This window comes from Acidobacteriota bacterium, from assembly GCA_022562055.1.
Lineage (GTDB): Bacteria > Actinomycetota > Acidimicrobiia > Spongiisociales > UBA5794 > BMS3BBIN02.
Genome location: JADFQA010000027.1, coordinates 1 through 16,953 on the forward strand (window position 1 = coordinate 1; position 16,953 = coordinate 16,953).

At 59.5% G+C, this 16,953-nt stretch carries 16 protein-coding genes and 1 riboswitch; of the genes, 14 read left to right on the forward strand and 2 right to left on the reverse strand.

All coding sequences use genetic code 11. The annotated features are described in order from the left end of the window. The 9 genes from IIC71_10300 to IIC71_10340 form a co-directional block, all read left to right on the forward strand. Positions 1-854 (forward strand): acetyl-CoA C-acyltransferase (locus tag IIC71_10300; protein MCH7669568.1); only part of this gene is annotated, 854 nt, incomplete at its 5' end. Positions 855-861: 7 nt separating this feature from the next. Then, a complete protein-coding gene (fadJ, locus tag IIC71_10305) occupies positions 862-3,039 on the forward strand; it encodes a fatty acid oxidation complex subunit alpha FadJ (GenBank protein MCH7669569.1) in 2,178 nt (725 codons plus the stop codon). A gap of 143 nt (positions 3,040-3,182) precedes the next feature. Then, on the forward strand, positions 3,183-3,488 hold the full coding sequence (locus IIC71_10310) for a hypothetical protein (GenBank protein ID MCH7669570.1): 306 nt from the start codon (positions 3,183-3,185) through the stop codon (positions 3,486-3,488). 48 nt (positions 3,489-3,536) lie between these two features. Then, entirely contained in the window at positions 3,537-3,749 is a 213-nt protein-coding gene (locus tag IIC71_10315) for a hypothetical protein (GenBank protein MCH7669571.1), read from the forward strand. A gap of 42 nt (positions 3,750-3,791) precedes the next feature. Further along, the gene (locus IIC71_10320; protein ID MCH7669572.1) at positions 3,792-4,142 is read left to right on the forward strand and encodes a hypothetical protein; all 351 of its coding nucleotides are present in this window, start codon (positions 3,792-3,794) and stop codon (positions 4,140-4,142) included. A gap of 58 nt (positions 4,143-4,200) precedes the next feature. Beyond that, complete coding sequence (locus IIC71_10325) at positions 4,201-5,751, forward strand: amidase (protein ID MCH7669573.1); 1,551 nt, start codon at positions 4,201-4,203, stop codon at positions 5,749-5,751. Next, entirely contained in the window at positions 5,748-6,299 is a 552-nt protein-coding gene (locus IIC71_10330; GenBank protein ID MCH7669574.1) for a PAS domain-containing protein, read from the forward strand. The genes IIC71_10325 and IIC71_10330 overlap by 4 nt, the downstream gene beginning before the upstream one ends. Continuing rightward, positions 6,259-7,320, forward strand: a complete 1,062-nt coding sequence (locus IIC71_10335) for a PAS domain S-box protein (protein ID MCH7669575.1) — start codon at positions 6,259-6,261, stop codon at positions 7,318-7,320. The genes IIC71_10330 and IIC71_10335 overlap by 41 nt, the downstream gene beginning before the upstream one ends. Then, positions 7,317-7,532, forward strand: coding sequence for an ATP-binding protein (locus tag IIC71_10340; GenBank protein MCH7669576.1), 216 nt, complete (start codon positions 7,317-7,319; stop codon positions 7,530-7,532). Before IIC71_10335 ends, IIC71_10340 begins: the two co-directional genes overlap by 4 nt. Positions 7,533-7,553: 21 nt before the next feature. Here IIC71_10340 and gcvP read toward each other — a convergent pair whose 3' ends face one another. Then, positions 7,554-10,406 carry an aminomethyl-transferring glycine dehydrogenase gene (gene gcvP, locus IIC71_10345; GenBank protein MCH7669577.1) on the reverse strand — a complete coding sequence of 951 codons (2,853 nt, stop codon included), beginning with the start codon at positions 10,404-10,406 and terminating at the stop codon, positions 7,554-7,556. Positions 10,407-10,539: 133 nt separating this feature from the next. Continuing rightward, a riboswitch (glycine riboswitch) is annotated at positions 10,540-10,629 on the reverse strand. A 103-nt stretch (positions 10,630-10,732) separates the two neighbouring features. Beyond that, positions 10,733-11,365: a hypothetical protein gene (locus IIC71_10350; GenBank protein MCH7669578.1), complete on the reverse strand. Its 633-nt coding sequence runs from the start codon at positions 11,363-11,365 to the stop codon at positions 10,733-10,735. A 177-nt stretch (positions 11,366-11,542) separates the two neighbouring features. Between IIC71_10350 and dnaK the strand changes: the two genes are divergently transcribed. The 5 genes from dnaK (at position 11,543) to IIC71_10375 (ending at position 16,806) form a co-directional block, all read left to right on the forward strand. Continuing rightward, the gene (dnaK, locus tag IIC71_10355) at positions 11,543-13,432 is read left to right on the forward strand and encodes a molecular chaperone DnaK (protein ID MCH7669579.1); all 1,890 of its coding nucleotides are present in this window, start codon (positions 11,543-11,545) and stop codon (positions 13,430-13,432) included. Beyond that, on the forward strand, positions 13,429-14,112 hold the full coding sequence (locus IIC71_10360; protein ID MCH7669580.1) for a nucleotide exchange factor GrpE: 684 nt from the start codon (positions 13,429-13,431) through the stop codon (positions 14,110-14,112). Before dnaK ends, IIC71_10360 begins: the two co-directional genes overlap by 4 nt. Before the next feature lie 24 nt (positions 14,113-14,136). Beyond that, positions 14,137-15,051 carry a J domain-containing protein gene (locus IIC71_10365; protein MCH7669581.1) on the forward strand — a complete coding sequence of 305 codons (915 nt, stop codon included), beginning with the start codon at positions 14,137-14,139 and terminating at the stop codon, positions 15,049-15,051. Between the two features lies 1 nt (position 15,052). Next, entirely contained in the window at positions 15,053-15,439 is a 387-nt protein-coding gene (locus IIC71_10370; protein MCH7669582.1) for a helix-turn-helix transcriptional regulator, read from the forward strand. A gap of 116 nt (positions 15,440-15,555) precedes the next feature. Then, positions 15,556-16,806 (forward strand): branched-chain amino acid ABC transporter substrate-binding protein, encoded by a 1,251-nt coding sequence (locus IIC71_10375; protein ID MCH7669583.1) that lies wholly within the window; start codon positions 15,556-15,558, stop codon positions 16,804-16,806. Positions 16,807-16,953: the final 147 nt, after the last annotated feature.

The following is a 16,953-nucleotide window of genomic DNA, read 5'->3' on the forward strand; positions in this document are numbered from 1 at the left end:
TTCCGACCAGACTCAAGGCCTTTGCGAAGATTCGACCGAAAGACCTGGCACCGAACCCGCCGGCGATTGCCGAACGCACCACCGGCGAATCGATGGGTGACTCCGCCGAGAAGATGGCCCGCGAGAATGGTATCGCACGCGAAGATCAGGACGCGTTTGCGCTCCGCTCGCACCAGCACGCAGTCGCGGCTTGGGACGAAGGGATCTTCGCCAACGAAGTCATGAGCTTCCCGGTCGGCCCCACATACAAAACAGTCGTCACCCGCGACAACATTCCCCGAAAAGACTCCACCGCGACCAAGCTGGCGTCGCTGAAACCTGTCTTCGATCGCAAGTACGGCACCGTCACTGCGGGGAACGCATCCCCCCTCACCGACGGTGCCTCAGCCGTGATTCTCATGGAGGAAGCAACGGCGAAACGGCTCGGGTTTGAAAGCAAAGCAGCGATCCGATCGTGGGCTTTTGCATCAATCGACCCAGGGTGGCAACTATTAATGGGACCATCGTTTGCCACACCAAAAGCACTCGACAGGGCCGGCATGACACTTGCCGATATCGACGTCATCGACATGCACGAAGCATTCGCAGCACAGGTGCTTTCCAACGTGCAGGCCTTCGAGTCGGATAGCTGGGCGAAGAAATACCTCAACCGCGACAGCGCCATCGGAACTATCGACATGGGCAAATTCAACATCTACGGAGGCTCGATCTCGCTCGGCCACCCCTTTGCGGCAACCGGCACCCGCCAGATACTCACCATGGCGAACGAGCTTCAACGCCGCGGTGCCGGCACCGCGCTCGTCACCCAATGCGCGGCCGGCGGTATCGGCGCGGCGCTCGTGCTCGAGCGATAGGAACACGATGACCCAGCCAACATATAAAAACTTCTCATTCTCGATCGACGATGGAATCGCCACAGTCCTTATGGATAAGGCCGGGGCCAAGATGAACTCGCTAACACCAGAGTTCGGCGCGGAGCTCAACGACATAGTGGGACTCGTCGAAACCGACCCAGACATCAAGGCTCTCATCATCGGGTCTGCAAAACGGAACAACTTCCTTGCGGGGGCCGACATCCCATGGCTGTTCTCGCTCGACGATGCCGACGAGGCAATCGCCCTCCTGACGGATGGTCAGGCCATGTTCCAACGCATCGAGGACCTGCATACCAAACTGGGGAAACCCGTGGTTGCAGCAATCAATGGGGCATGTCTCGGCGGAGGGTGCGAGCTGGCCCTTACAGCGAGCATCCGAATTGCAACCGACAACAAGGCAACCGTTCTCGGCCAACCCGAGGTGAAGATTGGGCTGTTGCCCGGCGGCGGCGGGACGTATCGGCTCCCCAAACTTGTCGGTATCGCCACGGCGCTCGACCTCATCTTGACCGGAAAAAATGTCAGGGCTGCAAAGGCCAGAAGAATCGGTCTGGTCGACGAGGTCTGCCCGCAAGAGGTGCTCATGGATGTCGCCAGAGCACGCGCCAAGGCAGCTATCGGGGCAAAAACCTCGACACCTTCTGGTCTCGATCGGTTGAGGAGATTGCTTTCACCGCAGGGCATCCAGCAGCTCGCTCTAGAGGAGACACCGGTTGGCCGAAATCTGCTGTTCTCGAAGGCCGACGAAAAGCTACTCGCCAGCACAGGCGGCAACTACCCGGCGCCGATCGCTGCGCTGCGCTGCATACGCGCGGGTGTCGAACAAGGGGCGGAGGCCGGCAGTCGAGCTGAACTCGAAGAGTTCGCAAAGCTCGTCACCTCCGCCAAGGCAAAGGCCCTGATGTCTGTCTTCTTTGGCTCTACCGAACTCAAGCGCAACACCGGGATCGATAGCGATGCACTACCCAGAAAGGTTGAGAACGTGGGTGTACTCGGTGCCGGGCTCATGGGTTCTGGCATTGCAACGGTGAACACGACGAAAGCCGGTGTGCACACGAGGCTCAAGGATGTGTCGGACGAGGGCATCACAAAGGGTTTGTCCTACATACGAAGAGTCCTCGGCAAACAAGTCAAACGCCGCTGGATGTCTAAGGGTGATGCCGACAGGTTGATGTTCAAGGTCACCGGTTCCACCACATACGCGGGCTTTGAAAACATGGACGTCGTCATCGAGGCGGTGTTCGAAGACGTCGACCTCAAACGGTCGATGGTTGCCGAGATTGAAGCAATCACCCCAGACACGACAATCTTTGCGACGAACACCTCGTCGATCCCGATCACGGAGATCGCCAAAGGGGCAAAACGCCCCGGCAACATCATTGGCATGCACTATTTTTCGCCGGTCGAGAAGATGCCGCTCCTTGAAGTCATCGTCACTGACGCCACCGAGGACTGGGTGACAGCAACGTGTGTCAAACTCGGCAAGCGTCAAGGTCTCACGGTCATTGTGGTTCGTGACGGCGCCGGGTTCTACACCACCCGTGTCCTCAGCCCGTATATGAACGAGGTCGGACACCTCCTAGAAGAGGGGGTGTCTATCGAGGCGATCGACACTGCAATGGTCTCATGGGGGTTCCCCATCGGCCCGATCACACTGACGGATGAAGTCGGTATCGATGTCGGCGCCAAGATTGGCAAGATCATGCACAAGGCGTTCGGCGACCGGATGAAACCCGTGTCTGGATACGTCGCGCTCGTCGATGATGGGCGGCACGGACGCAAGAACGGCCGTGGCTTCTACACCTACACGGATGGGAAGAAGGGCGGTGTCGACGACTCGGTGTACGACGTGATCGGCGCTGCGGACCGCATCGATATGGACACGGAAACAATCCAACGCCGACTGTCGCTGCTTTTCATCAACGAGGCTGCGTTGTGCCTTGAAGAGGGCATCCTGCGATCAGCCCGCGATGGTGACATAGGCGCCATCTTCGGTCTTGGCTTCCCACCGTTTCGCGGTGGACCGTTCACCCACATTGACCAGGTCGGGGCCGTCACCATCGTCGAACAACTCGACGACCTTGCCGCCGCACACGGCGACCGCTACCAACCAGCCCAGATTCTTCGCACCCACGCCGCAGACGAGACCATGTTCCGAAACTAAGCCAAACGCAGCGGACCCGGCCAGTCTCGCCGCGGCCCGCGTGCTAGAACATTCGCGGCCCTGATGTTGACCCAGGTTGCCCCTGAAAGGGCGTAGGGGAATCCCTGATAGTTGTCTTGCGGTAGGTATGCGATCGTGTTTGGATGAGGAACATCGCACAGCGACTATTGGCAACCTTCGGTCTCACCGTGGCGACGGTAGCCATTTCTGCGGCGGCGTTTTGGGTGCGGTGGCGGGCTGAGGACTCGGTGGCGTCGTACGTCGAGCTGGTCCTGATGTACATGATTCCGGTGTGGCTGACACGGGTCGCGATTGAAAAATGGCGTCTCAAGGACCGGCGTCTGCTGTTTGTCGCCGGGTCGCTGTTCGGGTGGATGGTTGAGGGTGTCCTTGTCGCAGCCACCTACGAAGCGCTTCCATTGTCAGTCTCATGGACCGCATTTGCATGACATGCGCTGCTGTCGGTGGTGTGGCTGTGAGATGTCTTTCCGCGCTGGATGATGTCACGTCCGTGGATGCCGCTCGCCGCCGGGATCGGTATCCTCCAGGGTGCGTGGGCGATCATGTGGTGGACGGAAGACCCGACGCGGACAACACCGGCGGCGTTTACGATCTACACCGCAGCTACGGTTGTCGCGCTCGTTACCGGGTTTGGTCTGTGGCAATGGGCTCGCTCGCAGCATCCACTCAGTCAGCGGGCGGCGCAATAGGGAATCGCCGCACTCGCAATGTGGGGAACCGTAGCTGTCTTCATGCCTCTCCCGCTGGCCGTGCCTGTTGCGGTGTTTTTGTTCGGTGGCTCGATGCGGATACTGAAACACCGCACCCACCTCGAACCAGAGACACCGAGCTACCTGTCAACACCGAAGGTTCCAGCGACCCGGCTTTTGGTATTCGGGGCTTCCGCGGTGTCATTCGCAGCCGTCACCTACACCGTTGCGTACAACATGAACGTGGTGGCCCAAACCTCGATCTGGGTGTATGTCGTGACCGTCCCTGTCGGCTGTTGGCTGCTGTTGCGCGGCCTGCGTGCGGCACACCACTCGGTCCCCGGCGCGGCCCGAACGCCCATCCCCCAATCAGAAGTGACCATTCTGCGCTAACACGCGCCAGTAGCCACTACAGTGCGGCAAACTCTAGAGACACCGTCGAGGGAGTCACGTGCCGTTCACCGAGTATCAGGATTATGACGCCGTCGGGCTCGCTGAACTTGTGAGAACGGGGCAGGTCAAGCCTGTCGAAATCACAGAAGCCGCGATCGACGTCATCACCGACCGCAACCCCGCAATCAACGCGGTCATCGATACCTACTTCGAGCGCGCCCTTGAGATTCTCAACAGCGAATCGCTGCCATCGGGTGCGTTCCACGGCGTTCCGTTCCTTCTCAAGGATCTCCAGGCCGAAGCCGGACTACCGGTCAGCTACGGGTCGGTGTTCTTCAAGGACTTTGTTGCGCCAGCCAGCGACACGATCGGTAAAAGGATGCGCAACGCCGGCTTCAGCGTGCTCGGGCGCACCGCGTCCCCCGAGTTCGGTCTCCTCCCGACCACAGAGTCTCGCCTGTACGGCCCGACCAACAACCCGTGGGATCTGACCCGCTCGCCGGGAGGCTCGAGCGGCGGCGCTGCGGCTGCCGTTGCAGCGGGAATGGTGCCAATGGCTCACGGCGGCGACGGAGGCGGGTCGCTTCGTATCCCGGCCTCGAACTGCGGATTATTTGCCCTCAAACCATCCCGCGGCACAATGCCACACCGCCCGAACTCTCTCGCAGACCGTATCGCAATCGACGGATGCATCTCACGCACCGTGCGCGACACGGCGGCGTTTCTCGACGCGGTCGGGGGCGCAACGACCGGTGACTTGTGGCGGATGTCGATCGAGGGCCGCTCATTATTCGACGCGATCGACGTCACGGTCCGCCCTCTCCGCATCGCCGTGCGGACCACAGATCACCGCGGGAGACCCGTGCACCCAGCGTGCCGAGACATGATCTCGAGCGTGGTTTCTCTGCTCGAAGAGTTGGGCCACACGGTCGTCGAACACACGACCAAGGTTGACGCGGAGCGGATGGAGGACGCATTCATGACACTGTGGGCAGTGTTACCTGCGACTACCTTTCGGGCCATTCTCGACGAGGCTCAAGAAACACGGAAGGGACTGAAGGCTCTCCGCAAAACGTTGGGTGACTACGCGACAATGCGAATCATTGCGAACCGCGTGGAGAAAGCGACAGGAAAGCCGGCCTTTGAGCCGTTCACCTGGGCTCTAATCAAACGAGCGCGCAGGCTTGGTGCTACCGACGTTATGCAGGCGTTTCAGAGACTCCAAGAGACGGCATACGTGTACGGTGACCTTTTCGACGAGTACGACATCGAGCTGACACCAGTGCTCAGCACTCCCCCGGTCCGGACCGGCGAGATCGACCAAGACCAGCGAACAAACACTCTCGTCGACCAGCTCGCACGGTATGTTGCCTTTACACCGATTGCGAACTTCGCAGGGCTCCCCGCAATGTCGGTGCCGCTGCATTGGACCGAAAATGGTCTTCCCATTGGGGCCCACTTCACGGCTGCACACGGTGGAGATGAGTTACTGATGCAACTTGCCCGCCAGCTCGAAGTCGCCCGACCGTGGAAGGACCACCGCCCGCCGGCACCGCCGACAGCAGCGCCGGCGTCCGAAACGCAACCTGATCCGAATGGGTCCAGATGACAGACCAGATCCGAAAACCGGAGCTCGAATCGACAGACCCATCGCCTGCGGACCTCGTCAACTCGCTTGGTGTCGCAATGCTTCAAACGACAGGCGCGGGCGTCATTGTGTACGCAAACCGTGCCGCTACCGGCTTGCTTGGCTACGAGACGCGGGAGCTTGTCGGGACTCAACTTGGCGACCTTTGCGACGATGTCAAGAAACCGTCCAGTTGGTCGCGACTAGACGGCACTGCACTCTGGCTACACACGAAAAGTGGGCGGTCGATCCGATGCGTCGTACAGTCACGACTACACAACGAGCACGGCGGGCGATCTCGATGTGTCGATCTGTTGCTAGTCCCCCTCAACTCGGGCGGAGGCTGTTGGTCCATCAGAAAGTCTCTCCAGAACTGCCCTGGACCGGTCTCCAGCCGGAATAGTGATCACGGACAGCAACATCGAGATCATCTACTCGAACCAGGCGATCCAGACCATGTTCGGTCGTACCGACGCGCAGCTACGCACTATGACGTTCACCGATATGATGCCCAAGGAGACCGCCGCTGAAGCAGTCGTACTCTCACAGCAGTTCATACGGGGAACGTTGGACGCCGGTCAGGTCGAGACCGACGCATTTCGAAGCGACGGCAGCACATTCAACGTCCATATCACTGCATCCGCGGTGCGCGACGATTCGGGGGAACTCCTCTTCTCAATTTCCCATTGGGTCGACCTAACAACCAACCGCCACATAGCCGCCAGGCTCGCCCGTTCACAGGCGACGTTCGAATCAGCGTTTGTGGATAGTCCTGCGGGCATGTCCTTGCGGGACAAAACATTCGGTGCAATCCGCACCAACCGGGCAATGCGGGAGATACTCGGAAACCCAGCTCACCCTAGCGAAGGCGTCTTCAGCGTTCCTGAGGACGACACCGATTTCTGGGGATCGGTGCAGGATATTCGCGACGGTCGGTCGTCATCCTTCTCTCGCGAGTTGAAGCTGACCAACTCGCAAGGCGACACCGTGTGGGGTCTTTGCACCGTATCGGGCATTCAGACAAACGGTTCCCATGCCGGATTCTTGGTCCACTTTGTCGACGTCACCGGACAGCGAGTGGCGCGTCAGCGACTTACCGAGCTTGCCGCGTCAAAAGACGCTCTGGTGCGATCGGTCAGTCACGAACTCAGGACACCATTGACCATTATCGTCGGGCTCGCATCCGAACTGACGGACCGCACTAACGACTTCGCCGCGGCCGAGCGGGATGAATTTATCCAAATGATCGCCAACCAGGCTACCGAAATGGCAGACCTGGTCGAGGACCTTCTGTCAGCAGCCCAATCGTCCGTGAGTGAGATACAAGTCGACATCGTCGAACTCGATATCGTCGCGGTTGCAAAACAGGTCGTCGACTCGTTGAACATAGGCGCCGTCTCGATCAATGCCGAGCCGCAGCCGCTTGCGATGGGCGACGCATTCAGGGTGCGTCAGATCGTCCGAAACTTGCTCGTCAATGCTACAAAGTACGGCAAACTTCCATATGAGGTTGCCGTCACGAGCGAAGCGACCATGTGCATCTGCGCGTGATTGACCACGGTGACGGCGTCCCAGACGCCGAGGCCGACGCTATTTTCCGGCGGTACTACCGCGCACACGACCCGGCCGGCCAACCCGGAAGTGTCGGCATCGGGCTTTCGCTATCGCGCCAACTTGCGGAATTGATGAACGGAACCCTTACCTATCTACGCGACGGTGACTCCACGGTATTCGAGCTGCTGATCCCCAGGGCTGAGACCTAGCTGGTGGGACCCGTTACGCAGTCACTCCAGGTAGGCGTCGATCGGTGGGCACGAGCACATCACGTTGCGATCGCCGTACTGGTTGTCAATGCGGCTCACCGGCGGCCAATACTTGTCGGCCCGTAAGCCGGCAACCGGATAAGCGGCCACCTCGCGCGAATACGGATGCACCCATTCGTCGACCAGGAGGTTCTCCGCCGGATGGGGCGCGTTGCTCAGAGGGGAGTCGTCCAGCGGGTAGGTGCCATCGGCGACAAGGTCGACCTCTGCCCTGATCGCAATCATGGCATCGCAGAACCTGTCCAGCTCCTCAAGGCTCTCGCTCTCCGTCGGTTCGATCATGAGCGTGCCAACAACTGGAAACGACATCGTCGGGGCGTGGAAGCCGTAGTCGATGAGACGTTTGGCGAAGTCGTCGACTGTAACGCCAACCTCGTCCTTGATGGGGCGGAGGTCGATGATGCACTCGTGAGCGACAAGACCGGCGTTCCCGGTGAACAAAAGCGGATAGTGCGCGCTCAGACGCCGAGCGATGTAGTTGGCGCTGAGGATCGCAACCTTGGTTGACTTGGTGAGACCGCTGCCGCCAAGCAAAGCCATGTACGCCCACGAGATCGAAAGAACCCCTGCGCTGCCCCACGGCGCGGACGCCACAGCACCAACACCATCACGGTGATCGTCCTGATCTGGGACGAGACCGTGCCCGGGGAGGAACGGGGCGAGATGCTTTTTGACACCGATCGGGCCGACCCCGGGTCCACCGCCACCGTGGGGGATGGCGAACGTTTTGTGCAGGTTGAGGTGCGAGACATCGCCGCCGAACTTGCCAGGTTTCGCCAAGCCGACCATTGCGTTTAGATTCGCGCCGTCCAGGTACACTTGCCCGCCATTCTCATGGACGATGTCGCACGCTTCGACAATCCCCTCTTCAAACACACCGTGGGTTGACGGGTACGTCACCATCAGCGCTGCCAGGGAATCCGCGTGTTCAACCGCTTTATCCCGCAAGTCGCTCAGGTCGATGTTTCCGTACTCGTCGGTGTTCACCACGACGACTTTCATACCAGCCATTGCAGCCGAAGCCGGGTTGGTCCCGTGCGCCGATGCAGGAATGAGGCACACAGTTCGATCGTGGTCGCCGCGTGACTGGTGGTACGCACGAATTGCTAACAGTCCAGAAAACTCGCCCTGCGACCCGGCATTTGGTTGCAACGACACCGCGTCATACCCGGTGATCTCACCGAGCCACGTCTCGACCTCATCGAAGAGTTCAAGGTATCCCGCCGCCTGATCAAGGGGGATGAACGGGTGCAGATTTCCAAATTCGGGCCATGTGACTGCCGCCATCTCGGTTGCAGCGTTGAGCTTCATCGTGCATGACCCGAGCGGGATCATCGCCCGGTCCAAGGCGATGTCTTTATCTTGAAGCTTGCGGAGATAGCGCATCATTTCGGTCTCGGAACGATACGAATGGAACACCGGGTGTTCCATAAAATTAGAGGTCCGAAGCAGCGACCTTGGAATGCCCGTCGTTTTCTCGCCGGCGTGCTGGGCTCCAAAGATTTCGAGAACCGCATCCACGAATGGCGCCGTAGTGGTCTCGTCGAACGAAATCCCCACGGTGTCGTTGTCGACGAAACGAAAGTTGATCCGCCGCTCACGTGCCTTTGCGAGAATCTCGTCGGCACGATGCGGCACCGACACCGTGATGGTGTCAAAGAACGTGTTGTTCTTCACCTCGACCCCTGCCGCCTCCAGCCCTGCAACCAATGCAGACATATCGCCGTGGATTCTTGTAGCAATGGCAGTGATGCCGTCGGGGCCGTGATACACGCCGTACATGCCAGCCATCACAGCAAGCAGAACCTGCGCCGTGCAGATGTTGGAGGTTGCCTTCTCGCGGCGAATGTGCTGTTCGCGTGTTGCCAAGGTCAGCCGGTACCCGACTCTGCCGTCGGCGTCCTTAGAAACGCCAACCAACCGACCCGGCAAGGCCCGCTTGTACTCATCCTTCGTCGCAATATATCCCGCATGCGGTCCACCAAACATCATGGGGACGCCGAACCTTTGCGACGTGCCGACCGCGACATCGGCGCCCAACTCGCCAGGCGATACCAGCAACGTGAGTGCCAAGAGATCGGCGGCCATTGCGACCTTGATGCCACGCTCTTGGCACGAAGCCACAATTGGCGCTGTGTCTGCGATCGCTCCCGACACGCCCGGGTACTGCAACAGAACGCCAAACGGCTCAACGTCGGGCAGATCAGTGACGGGATCACCGACGATCAGAGTCAAACCAAGTGGCTCGGCGCGCGTGCGCAACACCTCGATCGTTTGCGGCAAAGCGTCTTGGTCAACAAAGAAGATACCACCGCGCCGCCCCTTGGAAAGGCGATGCAACATGGCCATTGCCTCGGCCGCTGCGGTCCCCTCATCCAACAGCGATGCGTTCGATATTTCCATGCCGGTGAGATCGGCAACCATCGTCTGAAAGTTGATGATCGCCTCGAGGCGGCCCTGGGAAATCTCAGGTTGGTACGGCGTGTATGCGGTGTACCAACCCGGGTTCTCAAGCACGTTGCGCTGTATGACCGACGGGGTGATCGTGCCGTAATATCCCATGCCGATCATCGACGCAAACACCTCGTTCTTGGCGGCGAGTTCCTTCAACCGCTGGACGACCGCCACCTCCGACCGCGGGGCGGGAAGATCGAGGGATTCGTGAGAGCGAATGGATTCTGGAACCGCCGCCTGAACCAGATCGTCGAGACTGTCATATCCAATGGACGACAACATCGCGGCGATGTCGGGTTCACGAGGGCCGATGTGGCGAGCGATGAAGTCGGCATCTTGGCTATCGGTTGTTGATGACATAAGCACAGCTCCTAACAACACACGAGGGGTGCCTCGTGACTCGCCCCGTTCTGTCGCTAGGACCTGAGAGTTTCGCCGGAAATCCGGTTTTCCCCTTCGGTGAGACGCTGGTGCGGCTACTTTCCAGAGGCGTTTCTGTACTGCGGTACCTGGTGCCTGAGAGATTCCCGGGGCGGTTGCTCCTTCGGCGCCGACACAGTGCGGACTCTCCCGCAGCACGTCATCAACGCGGGAATTGTACCAGTGATGTCAGAACCGTTCCAGTGTTCGTGCGCAGTAACACCCTGCAGCCGCGCGGCCCACCCTTGCGACGCCGACGAATCGGTTCAGACCGTCCCGCCATACTTCTGCGCGTACAGTCTTGCCGCCGAGCCGACCCAGTCATCGCGTTCGATGCGCCCACGAAAAGCGTCAAGCGCGTCGTCTAGCTGCGAGACATCGTCCGCAGTCAGCGCCGCGATCTGTTGGAAGCTAGAGAACCCCATCTTGCGGAGAATGCCGTCCATCTTGGGGCCAACTCCATGAATGTGCTGCAGGTTGTCTTCAACGGATATCTCGCCCGCCGTGCGTCTGGCGATTTCGGCCACCCTTGCACGAGCGTTCTCTTCGTAGGAATTGAGTTCGACAATTGGAGGCACGATGTCGGGCACACTATCCACACGTGAGAACAGTGTCGGCACTCCGCCATCGGCATCGATGGCCTTATTGGTCAGATCGATGGTGAGATCTGAACGGACGGTATCGTACCGCTCAACGAGGGCAGCGTGGTCCGAAACAAGCCGCTCGTGCTCTGCGCGCAGTTCGGTGAGCCGGACCTCGGCGAGCGTTGCCCGCCGCGCCGCGTCGATCATGTCTTCGTTCGAGCGCTCAGCTTCTACAGCGAAAAAAGCGCGTGCGAGAAACCATGCGGCGACCGCGCCAACCAGCGCTGCACCAATCAATATTGCTAACGACCCCACATGTTCCTATTTCGCTCGGCTGGCGTCCGATCGACGCTGACTGACTTAGTGTAGGTCGACTTCCGCCGATAAACCCAACAAGATGGAATATGACAATGTGTGACTCAGGTTATACTATTGAAATACACTTAGACAATCACAACATCTGACGAAGACACGTTCGGCAGGAGGATACTCATGGGACAAGCAGTCGGAATCGACCTCGGAACCACAAACAGCGTCATCGCGGTGCTTGAGGGCGGCAAGCCAAAGATCATTGCGAACGCCGAAGGACACCGCACAACACCGTCGGTAGTGGCATTCGCCAAGAACGGCGATGTCCTCGTCGGTGACCAGGCCAAACGTCAAGCCATCACCAATCCAGACCGCACGATCCGTTCGGTGAAACGCCAAATGGGCGAGGATTGGTCTGCGAAAATCGATGGCAAGGACTACAGCGCACAAGAAATCTCAGCCCGCATTCTGCAGAAACTGAAGCGCGACGCCGAGAAGTTCCTCGGTAACACGGTCACCGAGGCAGTGATCACCGTGCCCGCCTACTTTGGTGACGCGCAGCGGCAAGCGACGAAAGAAGCCGGCCAAATCGCCGGCCTCGAAGTTCTTCGTGTCGTCAACGAACCCACCGCTGCTGCGCTGGCGTACGGCATGGACAAGGATAACGACCATCAGATCCTCATTTTCGACCTGGGTGGCGGCACGTTCGACGTGTCGATACTCGAAATCGGTGAGGGTGTTTTCGAGGTGAAAGCAACGTCCGGTGACACGGACCTCGGCGGCGACGACTGGGACCAGGCTGTCATGGATTGGCTCATCACTGGGTTCAAGAACGACCACGGTGTCGACCTCGGCGCAGATCCAATGGCACTCACCCGTGTGAAGGAGGCGGCGGAGAAAGCAAAAATCGAACTGTCGTCGGTTACCGAAACCGAGATAAACCTACCGTTCATCACCGCAACCGCCGACGGTCCGATCCATCTCCTCAAAAGCTTGACCAGGACCGAGTTCGAGCGGATGACTGAGTCCCTCGTCGAGAGAACACGCAAACCATTCGACCAAGCGGTGAAGGACTCGGGTGTGGCTCTTAAGGACATTGCCCACGTCATCCTCGTCGGCGGGTCCACTCGAATCCCGGCAGTTCAGGCGTTTGTCGAACAACTCTCGGGCAAGGAAGCTCACCAAGGTGTGAACCCGGATGAGGTAGTCGCTCTCGGTGCCGCGATCCAGGCCGGTGTGCTCAAGGGCGACGTCAGCGGCATCCTGCTGCTCGACGTGACACCTCTTTCTCTCGGTGTCGAAACCGAGGGCGGGGTTACAAACGTCATGATCGAGCGCAACACGACCATTCCCACCAGACGCGCCGAGATCTACACGACAGCGGCTGACAATCAGTCCGAGGTAGAGATCCACGTGCTCCAGGGTGAACGTTCGATGGCAACGGACAACAGCTCGCTAGGCCGGTTCAAGCTGATGGGGATCGTCTCTGCCCCCCGTGGTGTTCCGCAGATCGAGGTCACGTTCGATATCGATGCGAATGGCATCGTGTCGGTGTCAGCAAAGGATCTCGGCACAGGCAAGAGCCAGTCCGTAACGATCACTGGTGGCACGGCGCTGAGCAAGGACGAAATCGAGGAGATGATCGAGGATGCTGAAGCGCACGCGAACGAGGATAAGGAGCGGCGCGAGGCCGCGGAAGTCCGCAACCAAGCAGATCAGCTTTCGCACAACATTGGAAAGCAGCTGGAAGAGCATGGCGACAAGTTGAGCGACGACGAGCGCGCCCCGATAGACGAGGCGCTCGAAGGACTCAAAACCTTGCTCGCCAGCGACGACCCATCGACTGAAGACCTGAAGTCTGCCACCGAGACCTTGGCTACATCTAGCCAAATCCTTGGACAGAAAATCTATGAGGCTTCGCAGGCAGATGCAGAGAGCGACGCCACAGACACATCCGATGATGACGGCGTTGTTGAGGCAGAGGTCGTTGACGACGATGGGGCCGCCGATGACGTGGTCGAGGCAAATGCAGACGATTCAGACGACGAAGCGGGAGACGAGGGCTCATCGTGAGCAAAGGCACTCCCCCATCTGATGGTGCGGAGAATGTTTCCGCACCATCAGACCCTCCCGTTGTTGAGGTCGAGATCGTCGAAGCAGATCCCGGTACACAAGAGCCGGCAGCCAGCCACGAATCTGAGCTACCGCCGCAAGAGGGTGTCAGTTTTGTCGAAGAGGTCGGTGACGGCGGAGGTTTTGATTGGCCGGCCGACCCAGACGAGGCGTTCACCGCCGCGCTCGAACAACTCCGCGCAAGCCGCGAGGAGGCCGTCGATCTACGAGACAAGCTTCAGCGGATGACGGCGGACTTCGACAACTACCGCAAACGAGTCGAGCGAGACCAGTTCGACATGATTCGCAGGGCTGGAGAGCGAGTCATTGTGCAGCTCCTCCCGACACTCGACGCCTTCGATGCCGCACTCGCGTTTTCTCCCACGACGGATGGCGAGAAAAAGCTCCTCAAGGGCCTGGCGAGCACCCACTCACAGCTCATGGATATGTTGAGCAAGGAAGGGCTTGAGACTACACCTGGCGCCGGCGTGGAGTTCGATCCGAAAATCCACGAAGCGGTGGCGGGCCCCGCCGACGGATCCGATGACCTGACAGTCTCACAAGAACTACGACGGGGTTACACGTTGCACGACAGAGTCGTCCGCCCGGCGCTGGTCGCGGTGGACAAAACGCCCAGTTAGTCAGAGCAAACGGATGGTGAAGTGATGCGCAAGGAATGGATCGGAACGGACTACTACTCCGTGCTCGGCGTTTCTCGCGACGCGTCCGCCAAGAGCATCAAGAAGGCGTATCGCAAACTCGCCCAAGAACTCCACCCAGATACCAATACCGGCGACAGCGCAGCGGAGTCCCGTTTTAAGGAAGTATCCGAAGCGTACGACGTGATCGGCGACAATAAGAAGCGGCCCGAATACGACAAACTCCAAAGGCTCGGGCCGATGGGTGGTGGATTCGCCGGCCGCGGCCGCTCGGGTAGCGTCACATTCGAAGATCTGTACCAGAGCACGGGCGCCGGCAGCGCGTCGTTTGACATGCTCGGTGGTCTTGGTGATCTCTTTGGCGGCAGCAGACCACGGAACCGCCCCGGTCATGACATCAGTACGTCGCTGGCCATCAGCTTTCACGAGGGCATATCTGGGACGACAAAACAGATCAGCATCGACGGCGAGAAGATCAGGGTGCGGTTCCCAAAGGGCACGGTCGACGGCGCCAAGCTGCGCTTGCGGGGCAAGGGTGGCTACGGGTCGTCACCATCGAGTCCGCGAGGTGATCTCTACGTCGACGTACAGGTTGGATCGCACCCGATCTTTGACCGGCATGGGATCGACCTTCTGGTGGACGCCCCAATTACTTTTGTTGAGGCGACTCTTGGCGCAAATATCACCGTACCGACCCTTGACGGCAAGGTGACGTTGAAGATCCCGCCTGCAACGCAGACAGGGAAGATCTTTAGTGTCAAGGGACGCGGGGTGATCCCCGAAAAGGGCGATCCCGGGAACCTGTTGGTGACTGTCAACGTTGTGATCCCGGCCGACGTGACAGCAGAACAGCAGGCGCTGCTCAAGAAATTCGCAGACAACAACGATGGCCCCGGCCCTCGCGAACACCTGGGAGTATGACATGAACGAACGAGCACAGGCCGTCTACATCATCTCGGTTGCCGCGGAGCTCGCTGGCGTGCACCCCCAGACGCTACGCATCTACGAACGCAAGGGACTGATTGAGCCGTACCGTACCCCCGGCGGTACCCGGCGCTACTCGAACGAAGACATCGAGCGGCTGGCGCTCATCCAAGAACTCACCAGCGTTGGGGTCAACCTCGAAGGAGTGCGGCGAGTTCTTGCCCTGCGCGAGGACAACAAACGTCTACGGAGCCAGGTGGACAGGCTGCGACGACTCCTCGGCGACGCCGATCTACGAGCAAGCGGACGGACTGGGGCTGTCGTACACACGGTCGCGATACGCACTCTGCGGCGTCTTCCAGGGTCGCCCGAAGAGCTTTCCTAAACGATTCGTCGGCATCCGGCTGGAAACGCGCGCACGATAAGGCGTACAATCAGCTCCGATTCGGGCGAGCGCCCGCCAATGGACGCAGGCTATGAATGTTTAGGAGATATAGGCTTATGAAAAAGACAAGACTTTTCGGTCTCGCGGTCGGTTTCGCACTGATAGCCGCTGCATGCGGCGGTGGGGTCGATTTCGACGCTGGAGTTCTCGGGGCCGTTGAGGTAGGACCTGATGAACAAATCCAGATCCGTTCGCTCCAGGCCATCACAGGAGATGTTGCCTTTCTCGGTATTCCAAACCAGCGAGGTACCGAGCTAGCGATCACCGACTTCGGCGACATAGAGGGGCACAGTGTCACAATCGGCACCGGTCTCGATGACCTCTGCAACGCAGAGGGCGGACAGGCCGCCGCACAGACGATCACTGCCGATGACAAGGTCGTCGGAGTAATCGGTACGTCCTGTTCGGGAGCGGCCGCCGCGGCTTCACCGCTTATCAGCGACGCCGGCTTGGTGATGATTTCACCATCGAACACGTCGCCGAGCTTGACGTCAGACCTGAAGGGCAACGCCGGCAAGGACTACCGCCCTGGGTACTACCGGACCGCACACAACGACTTGTTCCAAGGTCAAGCAGTTGCGGAGTTTGCGTACAACGATCTCGGCATGCGCAAGGCCGCAGCGATCCACGACGGTGACCCATACACCGACGGCTTAGCGACGGCGTTCTCGGACGCGTTCCAGAAGCTCGGCGGTGAGATGGTCGTCTACACATCCGTCAACAAGGGTGACACCGACATGAGCGCAGTGCTCACCGAAGTCGCCGCGGGCTCGCCCGATATGTTGTTCTTCCCGATATTCCCGGCTGAAGGAATCCCCATTGCCCAACAGGTCGGTGGCGTCCCCGGTCTTGAGAACATCACCCTGATCGTGGCCGACGGGCTACTTGTCGACAACTTCATGGAGATCCCTGAAGCGAGTGGCATTTACTACTCCGGGCCTGACTTGAACTTCGGCAACAACACGTCGCCGACCGGCACCAACGCCGAGTCGTTCCTGGCGGCGTACGAGGCTGCATACGGCGAGGCCCCGACGGCGCCTTTCTGGGCGCATTCCTACGATGCGACGATCATGCTGCTGACAGCGATTAAGAAAATCGCTGTGGTCGATGGCGACACTATCTTCATCGACCGCCAGCTTCTGCGTGACGAACTGGACAAGACGTCCGGCTTCTCGGGCATCATTGGGACTATCACGTGCGACGACTTCGGTGACTGTGGTGCTCAGCGCATTGCAATCATCTTGAACAACTCGCCAAACGACCTGGACGCGGCGAAGGCAAACGTCGTGTTCACGTTCTCTCCCTGAACGACACTCATAAGTGAGCAGTAGGTGTGGCGCCGCCGAAAGGTGGCGCCACACTTGGTTCACGGGAAAGGCAGCACGGAGTGGTCTCCGCGACAAAAACCAAAAAGACAATCACACAATTCCGCGACGGTTGGGTCGACGGATTTC